At 63.9% G+C, this 18155-nt stretch carries 16 protein-coding genes, 1 tRNA gene and 1 pseudogene; 7 read left to right on the forward strand and 11 right to left on the reverse strand.

Going from position 1 to position 18155, the window contains the following annotated elements; genetic code table 11:
- Nucleotides 1-175 precede the first annotated feature (175 nt).
- Nucleotides 176-1726, reverse strand: coding sequence for a sensor domain-containing diguanylate cyclase (locus CJU94_RS04470; RefSeq protein ID WP_425272175.1), 1551 nt, complete (start codon nucleotides 1724-1726; stop codon nucleotides 176-178).
- A 148-nt stretch (nucleotides 1727-1874) separates the two neighbouring features.
- On the reverse strand, nucleotides 1875-2576 hold the full coding sequence (locus CJU94_RS04475; RefSeq protein WP_095417692.1) for an NAD(P)H-binding protein: 702 nt from the start codon (nucleotides 2574-2576) through the stop codon (nucleotides 1875-1877).
- Between the two features lie 496 nt (nucleotides 2577-3072).
- Here CJU94_RS04475 and CJU94_RS04480 point away from each other — a divergent pair.
- Nucleotides 3073-4786: pseudogene (locus CJU94_RS04480) on the forward strand (methyl-accepting chemotaxis protein).
- 360 nt (nucleotides 4787-5146) lie between these two features.
- Here the strand turns inward: CJU94_RS04480 and CJU94_RS04485 are convergent.
- The 5 genes from CJU94_RS04485 to CJU94_RS04505 form a co-directional block, all read right to left on the reverse strand.
- Nucleotides 5147-5222, reverse strand: a tRNA-Ala gene (locus tag CJU94_RS04485).
- Nucleotides 5223-5286: 64 nt separating this feature from the next.
- A complete protein-coding gene (locus tag CJU94_RS04490; RefSeq protein ID WP_095417693.1) occupies nucleotides 5287-5637 on the reverse strand; it encodes a c-type cytochrome in 351 nt (116 codons plus the stop codon).
- Complete coding sequence (locus CJU94_RS04495) at nucleotides 5634-6428, reverse strand: BON domain-containing protein (protein WP_095417694.1); 795 nt, start codon at nucleotides 6426-6428, stop codon at nucleotides 5634-5636. Before CJU94_RS04495 ends, CJU94_RS04490 begins: the two co-directional genes overlap by 4 nt.
- Before the next feature lie 26 nt (nucleotides 6429-6454).
- Nucleotides 6455-7042 carry a phosphoheptose isomerase gene (locus CJU94_RS04500; RefSeq protein ID WP_095417695.1) on the reverse strand — a complete coding sequence of 196 codons (588 nt, stop codon included), beginning with the start codon at nucleotides 7040-7042 and terminating at the stop codon, nucleotides 6455-6457.
- 217 nt (nucleotides 7043-7259) lie between these two features.
- The gene (locus CJU94_RS04505; RefSeq protein WP_095420218.1) at nucleotides 7260-7682 is read right to left on the reverse strand and encodes a YraN family protein; all 423 of its coding nucleotides are present in this window, start codon (nucleotides 7680-7682) and stop codon (nucleotides 7260-7262) included.
- Nucleotides 7683-7761: 79 nt separating this feature from the next.
- Here CJU94_RS04505 and rsmI point away from each other — a divergent pair, with 79 nt between their 5' ends.
- Complete coding sequence (rsmI, locus tag CJU94_RS04510; RefSeq protein WP_095417696.1) at nucleotides 7762-8640, forward strand: 16S rRNA (cytidine(1402)-2'-O)-methyltransferase; 879 nt, start codon at nucleotides 7762-7764, stop codon at nucleotides 8638-8640.
- 124 nt (nucleotides 8641-8764) lie between these two features.
- Here rsmI and CJU94_RS04515 read toward each other — a convergent pair whose 3' ends face one another.
- A complete protein-coding gene (locus CJU94_RS04515; RefSeq protein WP_425272190.1) occupies nucleotides 8765-9367 on the reverse strand; it encodes a septal ring lytic transglycosylase RlpA family protein in 603 nt (200 codons plus the stop codon).
- Between the two features lie 636 nt (nucleotides 9368-10003).
- On the opposite strand from CJU94_RS04515, the gene CJU94_RS04525 reads away from it, so the two are divergent.
- From CJU94_RS04525 to CJU94_RS04535, 3 genes are all read left to right on the forward strand, one after another.
- A complete protein-coding gene (locus CJU94_RS04525) occupies nucleotides 10004-10648 on the forward strand; it encodes an MBL fold metallo-hydrolase (protein ID WP_095417698.1) in 645 nt (214 codons plus the stop codon).
- A complete protein-coding gene (locus CJU94_RS04530; protein ID WP_095417699.1) occupies nucleotides 10645-11274 on the forward strand; it encodes a 3'-5' exonuclease family protein in 630 nt (209 codons plus the stop codon). The genes CJU94_RS04525 and CJU94_RS04530 overlap by 4 nt, the downstream gene beginning before the upstream one ends.
- A gap of 90 nt (nucleotides 11275-11364) precedes the next feature.
- Entirely contained in the window at nucleotides 11365-11823 is a 459-nt protein-coding gene (locus CJU94_RS04535) for an Lrp/AsnC family transcriptional regulator (protein ID WP_006050474.1), read from the forward strand.
- A gap of 68 nt (nucleotides 11824-11891) precedes the next feature.
- Here the strand turns inward: CJU94_RS04535 and CJU94_RS04540 are convergent, their stop codons facing one another.
- The 3 genes from CJU94_RS04540 to CJU94_RS04550 all read right to left on the reverse strand — a co-directional run bounded on the left by CJU94_RS04540 (nucleotide 11892) and on the right by CJU94_RS04550 (nucleotide 14793).
- Nucleotides 11892-13136 (reverse strand): cation diffusion facilitator family transporter, encoded by a 1245-nt coding sequence (locus tag CJU94_RS04540; RefSeq protein ID WP_095417700.1) that lies wholly within the window; start codon nucleotides 13134-13136, stop codon nucleotides 11892-11894.
- A gap of 295 nt (nucleotides 13137-13431) precedes the next feature.
- Entirely contained in the window at nucleotides 13432-13734 is a 303-nt protein-coding gene (locus CJU94_RS04545; protein ID WP_095417701.1) for an H-NS histone family protein, read from the reverse strand.
- A gap of 396 nt (nucleotides 13735-14130) precedes the next feature.
- Nucleotides 14131-14793, reverse strand: coding sequence for a HugZ family pyridoxamine 5'-phosphate oxidase (locus CJU94_RS04550; RefSeq protein WP_095417702.1), 663 nt, complete (start codon nucleotides 14791-14793; stop codon nucleotides 14131-14133).
- A gap of 316 nt (nucleotides 14794-15109) precedes the next feature.
- Here CJU94_RS04550 and CJU94_RS04555 point away from each other — a divergent pair, with 316 nt between their 5' ends.
- Nucleotides 15110-16321: an MFS transporter gene (locus CJU94_RS04555; RefSeq protein WP_095417703.1), complete on the forward strand. Its 1212-nt coding sequence runs from the start codon at nucleotides 15110-15112 to the stop codon at nucleotides 16319-16321.
- A gap of 256 nt (nucleotides 16322-16577) precedes the next feature.
- The gene (locus CJU94_RS04560; protein WP_095417704.1) at nucleotides 16578-18026 is read left to right on the forward strand and encodes a collagen-like triple helix repeat-containing protein; all 1449 of its coding nucleotides are present in this window, start codon (nucleotides 16578-16580) and stop codon (nucleotides 18024-18026) included.
- Nucleotides 18027-18155: the final 129 nt, after the last annotated feature.

Consider the following 18155-nt stretch of genomic DNA (forward strand, 5'->3'; position numbering starts at 1 on the left):
GCCTGCTGCGTTGACCCCCATGACGTTGGTCCCCATGACGTTCGTCCCCATGACGTTCGTCCCCATGACGTTCGTCCCCATGACGTTCGTCCCCATGAGTAAGCGCATGCGATGTTGTAACTCTCCGACTTTTCCGCTCACGCCCCCCGGCGTGAGCGGTTTTTTTTCGTCCGCGTCAAAGGGCATTCTTCGCTTTGGTGTCCTGCCCCGCCGCAACGGCGGCATTGTGCGTCGCACGGGTCGTCGCACCATAGCACAGCGCGCGATTGCGGCCCGCATCTTTGGCTTGATAGAGGGCTTCGTCGGCGGCATTCACGAGGGCGCGGTTCGTGGCGAAGGTCGCGCCTCGCGCGGTCGCCACGCCGATGCTCACGGTCAGCACGTGATGCGAACTCGCCACGTGCCGAAGCTGCAGCGCCTGAATCGCGGCGCGAATCTTCTCGGCGATATGCATTGCGCCGGTTTCGTCGGTATTGGGCAGCAGCACGGCAAATTCTTCGCCGCCGTAGCGCGCCGCCGTGTCGCCGGGGCGGCGCACGCTCTGCGAGATGCAGCGGGCCACGCCGATAAGCGCTTCGTCGCCCGCCGAATGGCCGTACAGGTCGTTAAAACCCTTGAAACTGTCGACGTCGATCAGCAGCATCGACAGCGGCCATGCGTTGCGTTGCGCGCGGCGCCACTCTTCTTCGGCCTCTTCCTCGAAGGTCCGGCGATTGAAGAGGCCGGTCAGCCCGTCGGTGCGCGCCAGCACGCGCAACTCTTCTTCGGCCGCGCGGCGATGCCGCATCTGCTGGGAGAACAGCACGGCCAGTGCGATGATCGTCACATCGAGCGCGGCGATCAGCGTGCCGATAATCCACGCGCGGCGCCGCCACTCCACGAAGATGTCGCGCGTGGAGAGCGCGACGTCGAGGATCAGCGGATACATATCGATATGACGGAACGCGTACCAGCGCTCGACGCCGTCGATCGCCGCGGTGCCGAAGAAGTCGCCGCTCGGCTGCTGGGTGAAGCGTGAGTAGTTGGCAGTGCCAGTCAGATTGATCCCGATGATCTTCGGATCGTAGGGACGCCGCATCAGCATCGTGCCGTCGCTCAACATCAGCGCCATCGACCCGCCGGCGCCGAGATGCATGCCGGCGAACAGACTGTGGAAATAGGTGAGGCGCATGGTGCCCACCACCACGCCGGCGAAACTGCCGTCCGGCCGCGTGATCCGCCGGCTCAGCGCGATGCTGACGTCTTTGCCGGTCACCTTGGGCACGAACGGGTGACTGATGAACAGGCCGACATTGGGCGAGTCCCGCTGCACCTTGAAGTAATCGCGGTCGGCCAAATTGATCTGGCGCGGCGGCGAGGCCTGTGAGTCGAACCGGACGTTGCCGGTCTCGTCGGTCACGAGAATCGAACCCATGTATTTCGCGCTTGCCGAGCCGTCAAACAACACCATCTGGCGGATCGCCGGCGTCAGATCCAGCACGCCGGGCTGTTTCAACCCCTCGATCACCGCGCGCAGCGAGAGATCATAGATCTCGAGATTGCGCGACACGTCGCGTTCGACCAGCAGCGACACGTTGAACACCGAATCCTGGGCGCGCCGCAATGCGTCGTCGCGCATCTGCGCCAGCACCCACACGGCGATCGCGAGTATCGCGCTGGCTAGCACGATACTGATCGCAATCACGATGTTCGGTCGGCGCGTCACCATGGTTTTTTGTTCGAGCATGCGCGGACCAACGCGCGTGAGCAGGAGGGCCGCGTCCCGGCTGGCGCGCACCGTCAACCGGTAGCCTACCAGACGCGGTGGCGCACCGGATAAGCGACGAAGCGGGTTTTTTGCCGGCCCGGGCGAAGGCGGACGCGTTCGCCTGCATTCAGCCGGTGTGCAGGTCGAGGACGGGACCGCGGGCCGAGCGGCTCAGGGCGCGGATGTCGGCGGTTTCGAGCACCGTTTTGTCGGCGCCATGGCGCGCGACGGCCAGCATCGCGCGCCCTATGTCTTCCGTGCTCAGAATCCGGTTGGGCAGGAGCGCACGCAGGGTCGGCAGGAAGGGCTTTGCCAGCATGTAGAACAGCCGGTACGAGCGGGTCTTCGAGCGCGCGCCGTTCAGCGGTTCGATCACGCCGGGACGGAATAGATAGACACCCTTGAACGGCAGCCGCCGCAGCGCGTTCTCGGTCCTGCCCTTGACGCGTGCCCACATGCTGCTGCCCTGCTCCGTGCTGTCGGTGCCCGCACCGGACACGTAGACGAAGGTCATCTGCGGATTGAGGCGGGCGAGCGTCTGTGCCGCTGTCATCGTCAGGTCGTAGGTGAGCCGCGAATACTCGGCCTCCCGCATCCCCGCCGACGACACACCCAGGCAGAAGAAGCACGCATCGAAACCCTTGAGTGATGCTTCGACCGCGCGATAGTCCATCAGGTCCGGCTGAATCACTTCGATGAGCCGTGGATCGAGTTGACCGCTGCGCGTGCGGCCGACTGTCTGGACCGCTTCGACATCGGGCGCGCGCAGGCATTCGCGCAATACGCCCTGTCCCACCATGCCGGTCGCGCCGAATACAAGAACCTTCATGATGCCTGCTCCATGATCGCCGGGCATTGCCCCAGCCGGTTTTCATGCCGCCCGGTTCGGCGTGGTGACGTGCTTCTTGGACGTGGCTGCATGACTCGCACCCCACGTGCGCAATATCAAACAGAAATGTGATGCGATGTTTTCACGCCATGACTGAATATATTCGTTTCGCACCGAATTTCACTTTTTCTGGTCGTTGCACGCAACCTTTATAGAGAAATACCCGTGTTGCCCTCAGTATTCCACGGCGCGATCCGATATTCCGCAAATGGGATACCTATTTTGTGTCCGACGTCGATGCCCGGTAAGTGAGGTGCCCGACGTAGACATCAATGGGTAAACAGCGCGGGGCCGCCGCAATGCACGACGGTCACACAGACGCTCCCATGTCCGGACCTGAGAGTCCATTGCGAACGCATTCACGTTTCGTTATTGGAGAAAAATCGTGACATTAAAACACCTCACCATCAAGGCCAAACTCGTTGCCGGCTTCGGCATGCTGTCTCTTATCGTCGTCGCGGTTTCCACGCTTTCCCTGAAGGCACTCAGCGACTCAACCGATGGTTTCTCCAGCTTCGTGCACGGTATCAACGCGCGTGCCGACATGGCGATGCAGGTGCGAACCGCCGTCGACCGACGGGCCATCGCCGCGCGCAATCTCGTGCTGGTGACCAAACCTCAGGACCTGGACCTGGAGAAAGCCGATGTGCTGCGCGCACACGAAGATGTGCAAACGGATCTGAAGAAACTCAACGACATGATCGCCACGGCGACGGACACGTCGCAGAAAGCGCGCAGTCTCGTCGCCGAGATCAATCGGGTGGAGGCCGCGTACGGCCCGGTCGCCACCGGCATCGTCAATCTCGCGCTGACCAACAAACGCGACGAGGCGATCGTCAAGATGGACGATGAATGCCGGCCGTTGCTCGCCGCGCTGGTTCGCGCCACCAACGCGTATGCCGACTACACGCACGCACGTCAGGAACAGCTGATCAACGACTACTCGGCGCACTACGAGAACCAGCGCAATCTGCTGATCGCGATCAGCTTGATCGCGGTGGCGCTCGCGATCGGCGCATGCGTAGTGATTACGCGCGCGGTCACCGGACCGTTGCGCCAGGCGATCGACGTCGCGCGCACCGTGTCGGAAGGCGATCTGCGCGCGCATCACCGTGAGCGGCAGCGACGAGACCAGCAAGCTGCTGGGCGCGTTGCGCGAAATGAACGAACGGCTGACGGCGATCGTCGGCCGCGTGCGCGACAGCAGCACGAGCATTGCCGGCGCGGCACGCCAGATCGCCGCGGGCAATATGGACCTGAGCCAGCGCACCGAGCAGCAGGCGGCCTCGTTGCAGGAAACGGCGTCGAGCATGGAGGAACTCACGTCCACCGTGAGGCAGAACGCCGACAATGCGCAGCAGGGCAGCATGCTGGCGACGAATGCATCGTCGGTCGCCCAGAAAGGCAGCGAAGTGGTCGGCCAGGTGGTGAGCACCATGCACGATATCAGCGACAGCTCCACCAAGATCGCGGACATCACCGGCATGATCGAAGGCATTGCATTCCAGACGAACATTCTTGCGCTGAACGCAGCCGTCGAAGCGGCGCGCGCCGGCGAACAGGGGCGCGGTTTCGCGGTGGTCGCGAGCGAAGTCAGAAGCCTCGCGCAGCGTTCGTCGAGCGCGGCCAAGGAGATCAAGGACTTGATCGCCAGCTCCGTGGACAAGATCCGCGACGGCTCGGTGCTCGCGGGCGAAGCCGGCAAGACGATGGCCGAAGTCACTCAGGCGGTGGCGCGGGTGACGGACATCATGTCGGAAATCGCGGCGGCGTCGAGTGAACAAAGCCGTGGCATCGAGCAAGTCAATCTTGCGATCACGCAGATGGACAACGTCACGCAACAGAATGCCGCCTTGGTGGAAGAAGCAGCGGCGGCTTCGCGGTCGATGGAAGATCAGGGCCAGCAGTTGAATGAGGCGGTGGCGTTCTTTCAGATTCTGAGTAGCGATGCGGCCACGATGCCTGCTTCAGCTGCTCCGTTGCATAAGGTGACGCCGCGACGCGAGCCGGCTGTTGCGCCGGTCCGGCGCGTCGTCCGCGCGACGCCTGCGCCGGTAGGTGCGACGGTTGCCGCGCCGCTCGCCGTGCCGGCGATGGCAGCCGTGGCGGCGGTTGCAGCCGGTGCGGATGACGAGTGGGATAAGTTCTGAGCGCTTTTTTCCGACTGAGCGCCGCGCCTGTAGCGGCGGCGCACGCACACGGGGCGGGTTGCTTTTAAAGGCGCGCGGCATGCGCGTCCTCGCCGTTCGGCGAAATCGGCGTCTTTCACCCGGTTCGCAGCACACGCATTCTGCGCGGAGGTCCCGCCGTCGCTTGCGGGACCGACGGTGCGTCAGCCAGGCGGGGGTTGAAGGCGCTTGATCGGGGTTGCGCGGTGGAGCGGATGATTCAGGGGTTTGCGGATGTGTTTTTGCTCTTGGACTGCGTCCCTTGGGGTTGGGTCGTTTGAAGGCCAAAAACAAAAAAGCTCTACAAGTCTTTTTGACCTGTAGAGCTTTGATGAAACCGTTTGGTGGAGAGGAGGAGGATCGAACTCCCGACCTTCGCATTGCGAACGCGACGCTCTCCCAGCTGAGCTACCCCCCCAACGTGCAAACAATTCTAGCACAGGCATTTTCCATTTTGCCAAGCCCTCAAGGGCAGCAAAATGTCATTTGGACGGCGCACCTGCGAGCACCCAATCCACCACCGCGCTAATATCCGCGTCGCTCATCGATTGATGCGCGGGCATCGGAATCATGCCCCACACGCCGGAGCCCCCCTCCTTCACCTTGCGCCCCAACTTCACCGGCGCTTGGGCGTCGCCCTTGTACTTCGCGGCGATCTGCTGGAACGACGGACCAACCAGTTTGCGGTCCACCGCGTGACACCCCATGCACGCATTCGCGTTGGCAACCCGTTGCCCGCGTGGCGCATCCGCGGCTCGCGCGGCCGGTGCCGCAACGCTGACCAGCGCGCCAAGCATCAGCGCGCTCACTGCGCGCGCAACACCTCGCATCATGGCGTCGTCGCCTTCGGATTACCCGGATGCACCGAGTTCGAATTGCTGACCGGCGCGGGCGCCTGCTGCTCCAGCGGCCGCGAACTCACCGACGAATCAGGAATAGCGCCGACGGTCGCCGCGCTCGCGTCCGGTTGCGACGCCGCCACGGGCGCCGTCCCCGCTGCCGCTGCCGCCGCCACGGCTTCCTGCGGCTGAATGTACTGGAACACCTTCACGACCTGCACCACACCCGGCACCCGGCTCGCGACATCCGCGCCCCGATTGCCTTCGTCCATGGTGACGAGACCCATCAGATACACCGAGCCACGCTCGGCCACGACCTTGAAATTGTTCGCCGAAATGTTCTTCTCGGCGATCAGCGCGGTCTTCACACGCGTCTCGAGGTAAGTGTCATTCGTGCGCGACGAGAATGAGCTCGCCGGCATGATCGACAGTTCGTTGACGATCGTGCTGACGTTGTTCAGGCCACGCACGACAGTCTCCGCGCGCTGCCTGGACACATCCCCCGCCACTTCACCCGTCAGCAGCACGCGGCGATTGAACACCGTGACGTTGACGTGCGCGTTGTCGGGCAAGTTCTGGCTGATCTGCGAGAGCGCCTTCACCTGCAACTCGCGATCTTCGGTCTGCGCGCCGAGCGTGCGCCGGTCGGTCGCCACCAGCGCGCCGCCGCCCGCCGCGCCGGCAACGGCGAGAAAGCAACCCTGCAATGTTGCGGACAGCCCCGCCGCGAACCCAACCACCAGCACGGTTCTCACCAGTGTCTTCTTGACGCGGAATACGCTCATCAACTAGCTCTCCTTCGGAATCGGTCTCAGTCTTCGCCCAGCAACATGGCATCGATGCCGTCGCACAGACAATGGATGGTCAGCAAATGCACTTCCTGAATACGCGCGGTGCGTTCGGACGGCACGCACACATGGATATCGGTATCGCTCAACACGTCCTGCATGCGCCCGCCGCCTTTGCCGGTCAGCGCGACCACGATCATTTCACGCTCGTGCGCGGCCTCGATCGCGGCAAGCACATTGGCGGAATGACCGGACGTGGTAATCGCCAGCAGCACGTCGCCCGGCTGGCCGAGTGCCCAGACCTGCTTCGAGAAAATCTGTTCGAACGAATAGTCGTTGGCGATGGCGGTCAGCACCGAGGTGTCGGTGCTCAGCGCGATCGCGGGCAAGCCTGGCCGCTCACGCTCGAAGCGGCCGATCAGCTCGGCGGCGAAGTGTTGCGCATCGGCCGCCGATCCGCCGTTGCCGCACGCAAGAATCCGATTGCCGTTGGCAAGCGCGGCGAACATCGTGTCGATCGCAGCGGCAATCGGCATCGACAGGGTTTCGAGGGCTTCGAGTTTGACTGCCGCGCTGTCGCGGAAGTGTTGTTGAATGCGTTCGACTGACATCGAGTCTCTATCTTCTACCGCGAATGGACCGCAATGCGCGGCCGTGTTGTGAAGTCGTAATGCGAAGTCGTGCCGCTCCGACAAACCTGACCGGCAACGCAGTGCATGTGGGCAAAACCGTCACGAATTGCGCTGCTTCCCGTGTTGTCGGCGCTATCCCGCGGTCGGCACGCGAGCGCAAGTTTATCGCACTCACGCGGGTTCGCCGCGCACGGCGTCAGACTTCGTCGGCACGAAACGCATCGCGCAGCCACACGAGCCGGCCGGCTTCGAACGCGATCACGTCAAACCGGCACGCGGGCTGATCCCGCAATTGCGGGACACGGGTCGCCAGATAATGCTGCGCGGCACGCACGATCCGCCGCCTCTTCTGCCAGCCGATGCTAGCCGCCGCGCCGCCGTACCGGCGCTGCGCACGCGCGCGCACTTCGACGAACACCAGCGCGCCGTCACGCTCGCGCATGACGAGATCGATCTCGCCGCCGCGGCAGGACACATTGCGCGCGACGAACCGCAAACGCTGCCGCTGCAAAAACGCCTGCGCGCGCGCCTCGAAAGCCGCGCCGACGAGTTTGGACCCGACGAGTCCCGAAAAGTTGTGCGGCGCCGTGGAAGCACCGCTCGTCGCCACTGCGCGCATGGCCTCGCGGCCAGCCGATTCGCGCGGCCCCGCGTGGCACAATGGCGGCCTCGTTCTGTCTGTTTGCGTCTTCTGCCTCATGACTCCTCTCTCCGAACTCGCGCAAGGGCAGCAGTACCCGGCTGCCGCGCTGTATGTGGTCGCCACGCCGATCGGCAACATTGCCGACGTGACGCTGCGCGCGTTGCATGTGCTCGGACTGGTGGACCGCATCGCCGCTGAAGACACCCGCAACACGGGCCAACTGCTCGCGCGTTACGGCATCTCGAAGCCGCTCGTCGCGGTGCATCAGCACAACGAACGGGCCGCGGCACTGCGCCTGATCGAGCATCTGCAAGCGGGCGAGCGTGTGGCCTACGTCTCCGATGCGGGCACGCCGGGCATCTCGGACCCGGGCGCGAAACTCGTCGACGCGGTCCGTGAAGCCGGCTTTCCCGTCATACCGCTGCCCGGCGCAAGCGCCCTCGCGACCGCGTTGAGCGCGGCCGGCGACTGGGTCGCGACGTTCTCGTTCCTCGGCTTCCTGCCGCCGAAGGCGAAGGCGCGCGCCGCGACGTTGCAGTCGCTCGCGAACCACCCTCACGCGATGGTGTTCTACGAAGCGCCGCACCGGATAGTCGAAACCGTGCAGGCACTGGCCGACGCATTCGGCGGCGAGCGCAAGCTGCTCATCGCACGGGAATTGACGAAGTTACACGAAGCGCTGCACCGCGGCACCCTGGCCGAAGGGCCAACGTGGCTCGCCGCCGATCCGAACCGGCAACGCGGCGAATTCGTGCTGGTGGTGGAAGGCGCGCAACCGGAAGCGGCTGGCGAACATGATCACGACGCGCTGCTTGGGATTCTGCTGGAAGAGTTAACAGTGAGCAGCGCGGCCAAGGTGGCGGCGGCCATCACCGGGGCGTCGCGCAACGCGCTGTACGCGCGCGCGCTGGCGCTGAAGAAAGACGAAGAATAAAGCCAGCGGGCAAACAATAAGGGCCGCACGATGCGGCCCTTCATTTTTCTGCGAACGTGATACGAGCGGCCGTCATGCTGCACGGCGCTATGTAGAGCGCGCCTGAAGCACGCCCGCCGCTACATCATTTCTGGGCGGTCGAATCCGAGTTCGACGCCAGCATTTCGTCGCGCGCAGCACGGGCTTCCTGCTGCGTCAGACCTTCGATCTGGACGCGCGCCGTGCCGGCGTGGCGCATCTCGAGCACGGCGGCGGCGGCCATGGACAGATCGATCACGCGGCCACGCGCATACGGGCCGCGGTCGTTGATACGCACGACGACCGAGCGCGACGTAGCCGGATTGGTCACGCGCACATAGGAGCCCAGCGGCAACGTACGATGCGCAGCGGTCAGCGCGTGCATGTCGTAGCGTTCGCCATTGGCGGTACGGCGGCCATGGAAGCCACGGCCGTACCACGACGCGCGGCCGGTCTGATGAAAGTCCGAAATGCCGGAGCCATCATCGGTGAGGGGCTTTGCATCGGCCAGCGACGAGCCTTGGGCGGACACGCCGGAGGCCGGCGCGCTACCGAAAGCTTGCGGTCCGAAGGAACCCGCCTGCGTATTTTTGGTGCTCTGCGGCACGCCGCTATCCGACGTGTTGCCGGCGCCCGGAGGCGTGGCGCAACCCGCCAGCACAAAAAAGGCAAAAAGAGTCCCCAGACCACGGGATAACCGAGTTTTCATAAGACGTGCAATCACATTGTCGAGCCGCATCACGCGAATGTTGGGCGTGTTGCCTGCGACTCCGGCGGCAATGGACGACAACGCGCCGCGCAGTTGAGCGCAGTACGTCAAAGCCCGGATGCGGCTCACTCAGCCGCTACCGCACGGTTAATTTTCACGTCTGGCGCAACCTGTCCCCGGCAGCCTGACCAGACCCCACATGCCGCCATCGAACGTGGCAAACACGTTCTTGCGCGCGAAGCTCAGCGCGCAGGAACGGCGGCGTAGGCCCCACCCAGCGTCACGGCAGTTAAGTCCGTAGCAGGCGCGTGGCACCTGGCTGGGCAAGACGTGTGCATCGAATGCATCGATACTTGATGGCCGCCCATAACTGCGACAGCCCATACTTGAGTGGCGATCCGCGTGCCCATTTTTGATGGGGACGCATCGCCCTGTGGCAGCACAATTCTCTGTGCATGGGGTCCATTATACCTAAAACAGAATTTCGGGATGACAAGCGATTGAAAACCTTGATGAATTTTCACTCTCGCTGCAAAAATGAGCAGCCGGAAGCCCGCTGCGCCGGGGCTTCAGCGGCTCGGCGAGGGTGGGCGAGAGGCCGGTACAATCAACGCTTTTCCAGCGGCGCCGTCATCCATGAAAGTCACCTTGATCCCCGTCACGCCGTTCCAGCAGAACAGCTCGCTGCTCGTTTGCGAGGCGACCGGACACGCGGCTGTCGTCGACCCGGGCGGCGACCTCGACATCATCCAGGGCGAAGTCGCGCGGCAGAACGTCACGGTCGAAAAGGTCTTGCTCACCCACGGCCACATCGACCACTGCGCGGGCGCGAAAACGCTGGCCGCGCACTACGGCGTACCGATCGAAGGCCCACACCCTGACGAACGCTTCTGGCTCGACAAGTTGCCGGATCAAAGCACGCGCTTCGGCTTTCCCGCCGCCCAGGCGTTCGAACCGGACCGCTGGTTGCAGAACGGCGAGACCGTGCAATTCGGCGACGAAATCCTCGAGGTCTATCACTGTCCGGGCCACACGCCAGGCCACGTGGTGTTCTTCAGCCGCGCGCACCGGCTCGCGCTGGTGGGCGACGTGCTGTTCGCCGGCTCGATTGGACGCACCGATTTTCCGCGCGGCAACCACGCGGATCTCGTGCGCTCGATCCGCGAAAAACTCTGGCCGCTCGGCGACGACGTCACTTTCGTTCCAGGCCACGGTCCCACTTCCACGTTCGGCGCCGAACGCCGCACCAATCCGTACGTCGCCGATGGAGTCGAGGCATGAGCAGCGAAATCTACGTGAGCACCGATGTCGAAGCGGACGGCCCGATTCCCGGCCCGCATTCCATGCTCAGTTTTGCCTCCGCCGCCTATACCGAAGACAAGCGCCTGATCGCAACCTTCTCGGCGAATCTCGAACTGCTCGACGAGGCCAAGCCGCATCCGGTGCAGGAAGCATGGTGGAAGACGCAGCCCGAAGCATGGGAAGCGTGCCGCAAGGATTTGCAAACGCCCGTGGCCGCTTTGACCGCATATGTCGACTGGGTCGAGGCATTGCCGGGCAAGCCGGTGTTCGTGGCGATGCCGGCCGGCTTCGACTTCACTTACATGTTCTGGTACATGATGCGGTTCGTCGGCCGCTGTCCGTTTTCCTGGTCGGCGCTCGACATCAAGACGCTGGCCTTTGCCATGACCGGCTTGCCGTATCGCAAGAACATCAAGCCGCGCTTTCCGAAGCACTGGTTCGACGAACATCCGCATACCCATGTCGCGCTCGACGACGCGATCGAACAGGGCGCGCTTTTCTGCAACATGTTGAAGGATCTGCGAGCAAGTCAGGCGATCACGCTGGCGGTCGCTAAAGATGGGGACGGCACAGGACAAAACACCACCGAGGAACCGGCAAATTAGGTAATCTCCCTCGTCGAGGCCGTTTTACATTGCGTTTCGTTTTCGCCCCCTCTACCATGCGTTGATACGGCGACGCAAACGGAGGCGCAGTTGACACTCGATACGTTCTCTCAAAAAATCCTGCGCCTACTGCAGCTCGACGCACGCCGCTCGGTGCAAGAGATTTCCGATCAGGTCGGCCTGTCGAGCACGCCATGCTGGCGGCGCATCAAGGACATGGAGCAATCGGGAGTGATCCAGCGCTACACCGCCCTGCTGGATCGGGAAAAGCTCGGGCTGCACGTCTGCGCGCTTGCGCATATTCACCTCACGCGCCACACCGAAGGTGGCGTCGAACAGTTCGAGCGGGAAATCGCCACCTGCCCGGAAGTCACCGAGTGCTACAGCACGACCGGCGAGTCCGATTACATCCTCAAGATCGTCGCGCCGGACATCAAGGCGTACGACACCTTCCTGCACGAACGCATCTTCAAGATTCCCGCCGTCGCGCAGGTTCGCACGAGCGTCGTGCTGCGCGAAATCAAATTCGATACGCAGTTGCCGCTGTGAACCGCTGACCGTTCGACACACGCCGAACGCCGAACGCCGGGCAGCAGCATGCTCGCGCGATGCCGCCATCAGGTGGCGCTGTGCGGCTCCGCAGCCTTCGTGCGATCAGCGGCCGCGCCCGGGTTCGCGCCGGTCTTCGCAGCGGTGTCGACCGTCGATCCGCCCAGTTCCTGCAACACGTTCAGCCTGCGCGCGCCCAGGCGTGCCTTCAGCGCGGCCAGGTCAAGTCCTCCGAGCCGTGGCCTGTCGCTATCCAGCACGCGCGACGACGCCTCGGGCAGCACCACCTCGACATCCAGTCCCGTGCTCAGGTAGTGGATATTCACCGCCGCCGCTTTCATGCCGAGCGGTGCCAGTGCGGCGCCCACCTCCGCGGTCACTCGTTCGCGGGTAGGTAGGTCGACGGGCGGGTGCGCGACCGCATCGTTCTCCGGATCGACATGAATCAATGCGTCGAGCACACGGCTATCCGTCAGCACGCGCAGGCGCGCCGCCTCGGCAATGTAGTGCCCCTCCGATACCGAGATCAGCGGATCGACCAGAATGTGCGCGTCGACGAGCGCGAAGTCGCCCATCTTGCGCGTGCGCAACTCGTGCACGTCGCGCACGCCGGGTGTCGAGAGCAGCAACGCGCGCATGTCCGCCGTGGCGGCGTCGTCGAGCGCGCGGTCGGAGAGGTCCTGTAGCGCGTCCCAGCCGAACGTCCACCCCATGCGCGCCACCATGAAACCGACAATCGCCGCTGCAATCGGATCGAGCAGCCGCACACCGGCGAGGCTGCCGACGATACCGATCGCGACCACCAGCGACGACGCCGCATCAGAGCGCGCATGCCAGGCGTTGGCGATCAGCATGGCCGAACGCACACGTTGCGCTTCGCGCAGCATGTAGCGAAACAGACTCTCTTTGGAAACCAGAACCAGCACCGCGACCACGAGCGCACTCATATGCACGGGCGGGATGTTCTGCAAGTCGGCGAGCCGCGTTCCGGCCCGCCACAACATACCGACGCCCACTGCGATCAGCAGCGCGCCCAGAAATAACGACGCCACGGTTTCATAGCGGCTATGCCCGTAATTGTGATCTGCGTCGGGCTTCGCCCCGCTGTGCCGATTGGCGATCAGCACCACAAAATCGGAAACCAGATCGGCAAGGGAATGCACACCGTCGGCGACCAGTGCCTGGGAGTGAGCGAACACGCCAATGACGATTTGCAGCGTCATCAACACCGCATTAAGCGCAATACTGACAAAAGTACTTTTGCGCGCAATGCGATGTTTTTCGGCGGACTGTGCAGCGGCGGCGGCAGGCATGGTAGAAGTGGACTGAAAAAGTTCAATCCGAGTATTCTACCCGGCGCGTCCCGAAACGCGTCGGAGACACCCAAAAAATTCCTTTTAAATCAGCCGCTTATCTAAACGAAAAGCATTCGCGTTCAAGCTTCCTGGAACCCATGCGACAAAAAAGGCATTTTGTCGCGGCAATAAAAAAAACCGCGCCCTCGACGGTACGCGGTTCTCTCTTACGACGTCAGACGCTATGGCCGCATCTGATTGAACTTATTCGTATTAACTAACGACCGGCTGCATTACCCGCAGGGCGATGCATTTACTTCTCGATGAGAAACTTCTCGCGATCGAGGCCTGCGATCCAGCGCGGCGGCTTACCACGGCCGGACCACGTGCTGCCGCTTTCCGGGTCGCGGTACTTCGGTGCGACACCGGCGCGCGGACGAGCGGCTTTGGCACCCTTGGCGGCACGACCGCCGCCGAGTTCGGTCAGAGAAATGCCGTAGTCGGCCATTTTCTGCTTGATCTCATTCAACACTTCCGCGTATTCGCGCGACTTCGCTTCTTCGATCTGCTTTTCGAGCTTCTCGCGCTGAGCGAGTAGTTCCTTGTAGGAAGACATAGGTTCCCTTGTGGTTTGGATAAATGACTGCCAGTCTTAAGCCAGCTTGCCCTTTGAAGGTGGATCATGCCTCGGAATTTGTTTGCGAGATTAACACAAAATAGAAAGATTACAAAAGCGCGTGCGCGGAATTAATCCGAATTCGTTTCAAAAAATTTCGCTGCGCCCCCATGTCACACCAGTCCCTTTCAAATAGCTAATTTCGGATTTTGCTGAAAATACAGAGGGCATCGGCAATGATGGAATTAACTATCACGAAATGAAAATTAAGTGCGCCGTTCGAGGCCAACATTTCATGCCATGAAAGCTTACGCAGACAAGGTCGTAACATATTGCTACACGGCGTTCCGTGCGTTTAATACGGATGAGTGTTTTCCCCAAAGCATCGGTAAAAGCCTAATTAGCGTAGCGTTGGATGCAATCTTCGAGCGACGCGCGCAAGCTTGCGGTATCGAGTTTCGCGTCGTCGAAGGCAAAACGGCTTCGTGCCCCATTCATTTTCAGGTCCGCGCCATATCGGTCGACGCCAAGAATTTGAAATCCTGCCGCGCGGCCGGCGTGACTGGGCGATTGCGCGATGAGCGTGTTCTCTTCATCGAAAGCGAGCGGCGGCAATGGATCGAGTTCAGCGCCGTCGAGCCATCCCATTGCGCCGAAGCCGCCGATATAACGCAGCCTTTCGAGCCGCATTGTCCAAAACGTAAAATCGCCGAGCACCAGATAACGCTCTGCCTCCGGGTGATAGCGCAGATAGCGCTGCACGACCTCGGGCGTCGAGTCGACCGGTTCGAAGGCGCCCAGCAGCGTGACGCGTGGCGCGCTCAGGACGTCGCCGTCGGGGGCGTCGACTGCGAGAAAGCCGGCGCGCGGGTCGGCGTGCAGGTTATGGGTATGCTCGGCGAGCCGGCTCACCAGGATGGTGGGACGATGTCGCGGGTCAGGTGCGAACGGCAGCACGGTCGGATAAGGATAGCCTTCCGGCTGGCGCGCGTGCGTGGCGAGCGTACCGACGGCGGCCGTGTGCAGCAGATGCAGCGGAGCGTGAGCGGGAATGTTCAAGTGTGCGTTCCTTGATAGATCAGTGGCGAATCACGACAGGCGGCACGTGAACCGCACGGCACGGGTCGCGCCCATGCCGTGGAGCCCAAGGGCGGGGCTAACTCGAACCGCACCATGCCATGCCACTGCGGGCCGAACCCAACCAAACCCAGCGCAGCCCAGTGCAGTCCAGCCAAACCAAGCCGCGGAGCCTCGCGCCAAACCGAACGACCCGCGCATAGGCGAATTCCACCTTCCAGCATAAAACAGCCCGCTTCGTTAGAATCGGAATTTCGCTTTCAGCGCGCTTTCTTGCGCGTCCCTCCTCGAGAGTTCCGTGTCAGACCGCTCTTCCGAAGTCACCGCCCTGCCCGCCGCTCACCGCGACCTGTCCGATACCGCGCGGCAGCGCGCCCGTATCGCCACGATGGCGGTGTTCTTCATCGCCGGCATGATGTACGCGTCGTGGGGAGTGCATGTGCCGACGGTGCGCGACCGCTTCCATCTCAACGCGGCAATGCTGTCGTTTGCGCTGCTGGCCGTGGCCGGCGGCTCGATCGGCGCGATGGCGGCCAACGCTTCGTGGATCGCGCGAGTCGGCACGCGCCGCGCCTGCCTCGCCGGCGGCCTCGTGATGGCGGTGTGCGCGGCGCTGATTCTGGTCGTACCGTCTTACTGGCTGCTGCTGGTCGTGCTGGCCACCTTCGGCGCGGGCCTGGCCACCCTCGATGTCGCGATGAACGCCGAAGCCAGCGCCGTCGAAAAAGCGCTCGGCAAGCCGATCATGTCGTCGCTGCACGGCATGTTCAGTGTCGGCGGGATGGCCGGTGCGGCGGTGGGCGGCGCGCTGCTGTCGCGCGGCATGGCGCCCGCCGTCCATCTTGCGCTAGCCGCGACGGTCAGCGCATTCGTTCTGATTGCCGCCTGTCCTTCGGTGCTGCCGCACGTGCCGCACGCCGACCATCCCGACTCCGCCACGCCGCGCGCCAACCGCTGGCGCTCGCCGGCGTTGTGGGCCCTGGGCGCGATGGCGCTGGTCGCGCTGATTGCGGAAGGCGCGATGTACGACTGGGCCACCGTCTATATGCGCGATGTCGTACTGGCCACGCCCGCGCTCGCGAGTGCGGCCTACGCGGCGTTTTCGGGCGGCATGGCGGCCGCGCGGTTCGCCGGCGACGCGGTGCGCGCCCGCTTCGGCGCGCCGCAACTGGTGATGGCAAGCGCGGCGCTCGCCTGCGTCGGCATGGTCGGAGCGCTGCTGCTGCCGAATCCGGTTGCGGCGCTGATCGGTTTCTCGCTGATGGGGCTCGGTCTCGCGAACATGATGCCGGTGCTGTTCGCCGCGGCGGCAAGCGTCAAAGGCATTCACGCGGCTGAAGGACTCGCGCACGTTGCCGGACTGGCGTACTTCGGGCTGCTGCTCGGTCCGGTGATCATCGGCGCCGTGACGCAGGTGAGCAGTTTGCCGATCGGGCTCTCAGTGGTCGCCCTCTGTTGCGCCTTGATCGCACTCGCTGGCCCGAAGGTGCTGCGGCGTTTGAAGATCTGACGCGCAAGCGCGCCGCGGCTGAGTCGGCGCGCACGGCGTCATACGAAGCGGGCGCGCCTCGCGTTACGTTACGCGGCCATCGCCCACGGCTGTGTTCCGGGACACGTCGGTGGAACGGAGTCCGCCCCGGGGTGTCTTGCGCACCTCCAACGTCATGATTTATATACGTTTATTTCACGCGACGGACGTGCGAATAAAAATGGCATAGGCCTTGCAGTTAGCTCTCCGCAGTGTTCAAACTACGGGGGAGCAGACCATGAATCGCAAATTCAAGCTGACGGCGATCGCCATGTGCGTCACGTCGATGATCATCCTGACGGGATGCGGAAGCACGTTGAACAGGCCGGGCGTGCCGGGCGGCGCGGGAAGCGGATCGGGTTCGGGCGGCGGTACGCCGACGCCGACGCCGACACCAACCCCGACGCCGACGCCGACGCCGACGCCGACTCCAACTCCAACTCCGACGCCAACACCCACCAGCGCCAACCCCGTCGGCGTCGTCGTGCAAAACACCGGCAACGTGGTCACCGCCGCTGGCCAAACCGTCTCCGCCATCGGCAGCCAGATCGGTCTTACGCCGATTCCCGGCGCGAATCCAGCAACCACCACGGCGCTCGGCAACGTCGTGTCGAATCTCGGCAACGGCGTGACCGCCGTCGGCACAGGCGTGGCGAGCGGCCTCGGCCAGCTTGGCAATTCCACCGATCCGCTCGGCACGACGCTCGCCAGCAGCAGCAACTTGATCCACGACGCGGGCCAGGCCGTCAATAGCGCCGGCCAGCTCGTCACGAGCCTCGGCAGCGGACCCACCGCGCCGCTGAGCCCGTTGACCACGCCGCTCGGCAGCACGGTCTCGACGGTCGGCAACGCGGTGAGCGGCCTCGGCAACCAACTCGGCTCGCAGTTGACGAACGGCCCGATCCAGCAAGTCACGCAGACCGTTTCCACGGCGATCACGCCGATCACGAGCACGCTCGCGCAGACGACCCAGACCGTCGGCGACACGACCGGTCTCGGTTCACCGCTGAACGGCCTGCTCTCGACCATCGGTCACGGCCTCGACACCGCCGGCGGCAAGCTCAGTTCCGCGACGGGCAATCCGATCGGCCAGAACCTCGGCAACGTCGTCAGCAATCTCGGCGACACGGTCACCTCGGCTGGCGGCCTGCTGACGGCGGGCGGGAGCGGCAGCGGCAATCCGCTCGGCGGCATCACGGGCATTCTGAATCCGGGCAGCGGCGCCGGCACGGGCTCGCCGCTCGCACCGCTCGCCAGCATCCTCACCGCGCTGCCCGGCACCCTGAGCGGCGGCCTGACGGGCGGCAGCGGCGCCGGCGGCCCGCTCGCGCCCTTGACCAATGTCGTCAGCAGCTTGACCGGCAGTCTCGGCGGCACGGGCACGGGCTCGGGCAGTCCGCTTGCGCCGCTTACCGGCGTCGTGAGTTCGGTCACCGGTGCATTGAGCGGCGCGACGAACAGCGGCGGCAATCCGCTCGCGCCGGTAACCTCGGCCGTGTCGTCGCTGACCGGCGCGCTGGGCTCGGCCGCGGGATCGGGCAACGGCGGCGCAAGCAACCCGCTGGCACCGATCACCGGTCTGTTGACCGCCGTCACCGGCGCCTTGAGCGGCACGGCGACGTCCGCCGGCGGCACGACCGGCGGCGGCTTGCTCGGCGGTCTCGGCACGCTGACGACAAAGAAGTGACGAACCAGCATAACGACAGCAAATAACGGCGCCGAAAAACAAGCGCCGAAGGGGGGCGGCGAGCCGGGCAACCGGCTCGCTGTTTTTTTATCCGCGCCTCCCGTCACCCGCACCGGCCTCCAGCCGCGC

This window comes from Paraburkholderia aromaticivorans, assembly GCF_002278075.1.
GTDB classification, from domain to species: Bacteria; Pseudomonadota; Gammaproteobacteria; order Burkholderiales; family Burkholderiaceae; genus Paraburkholderia; species Paraburkholderia aromaticivorans.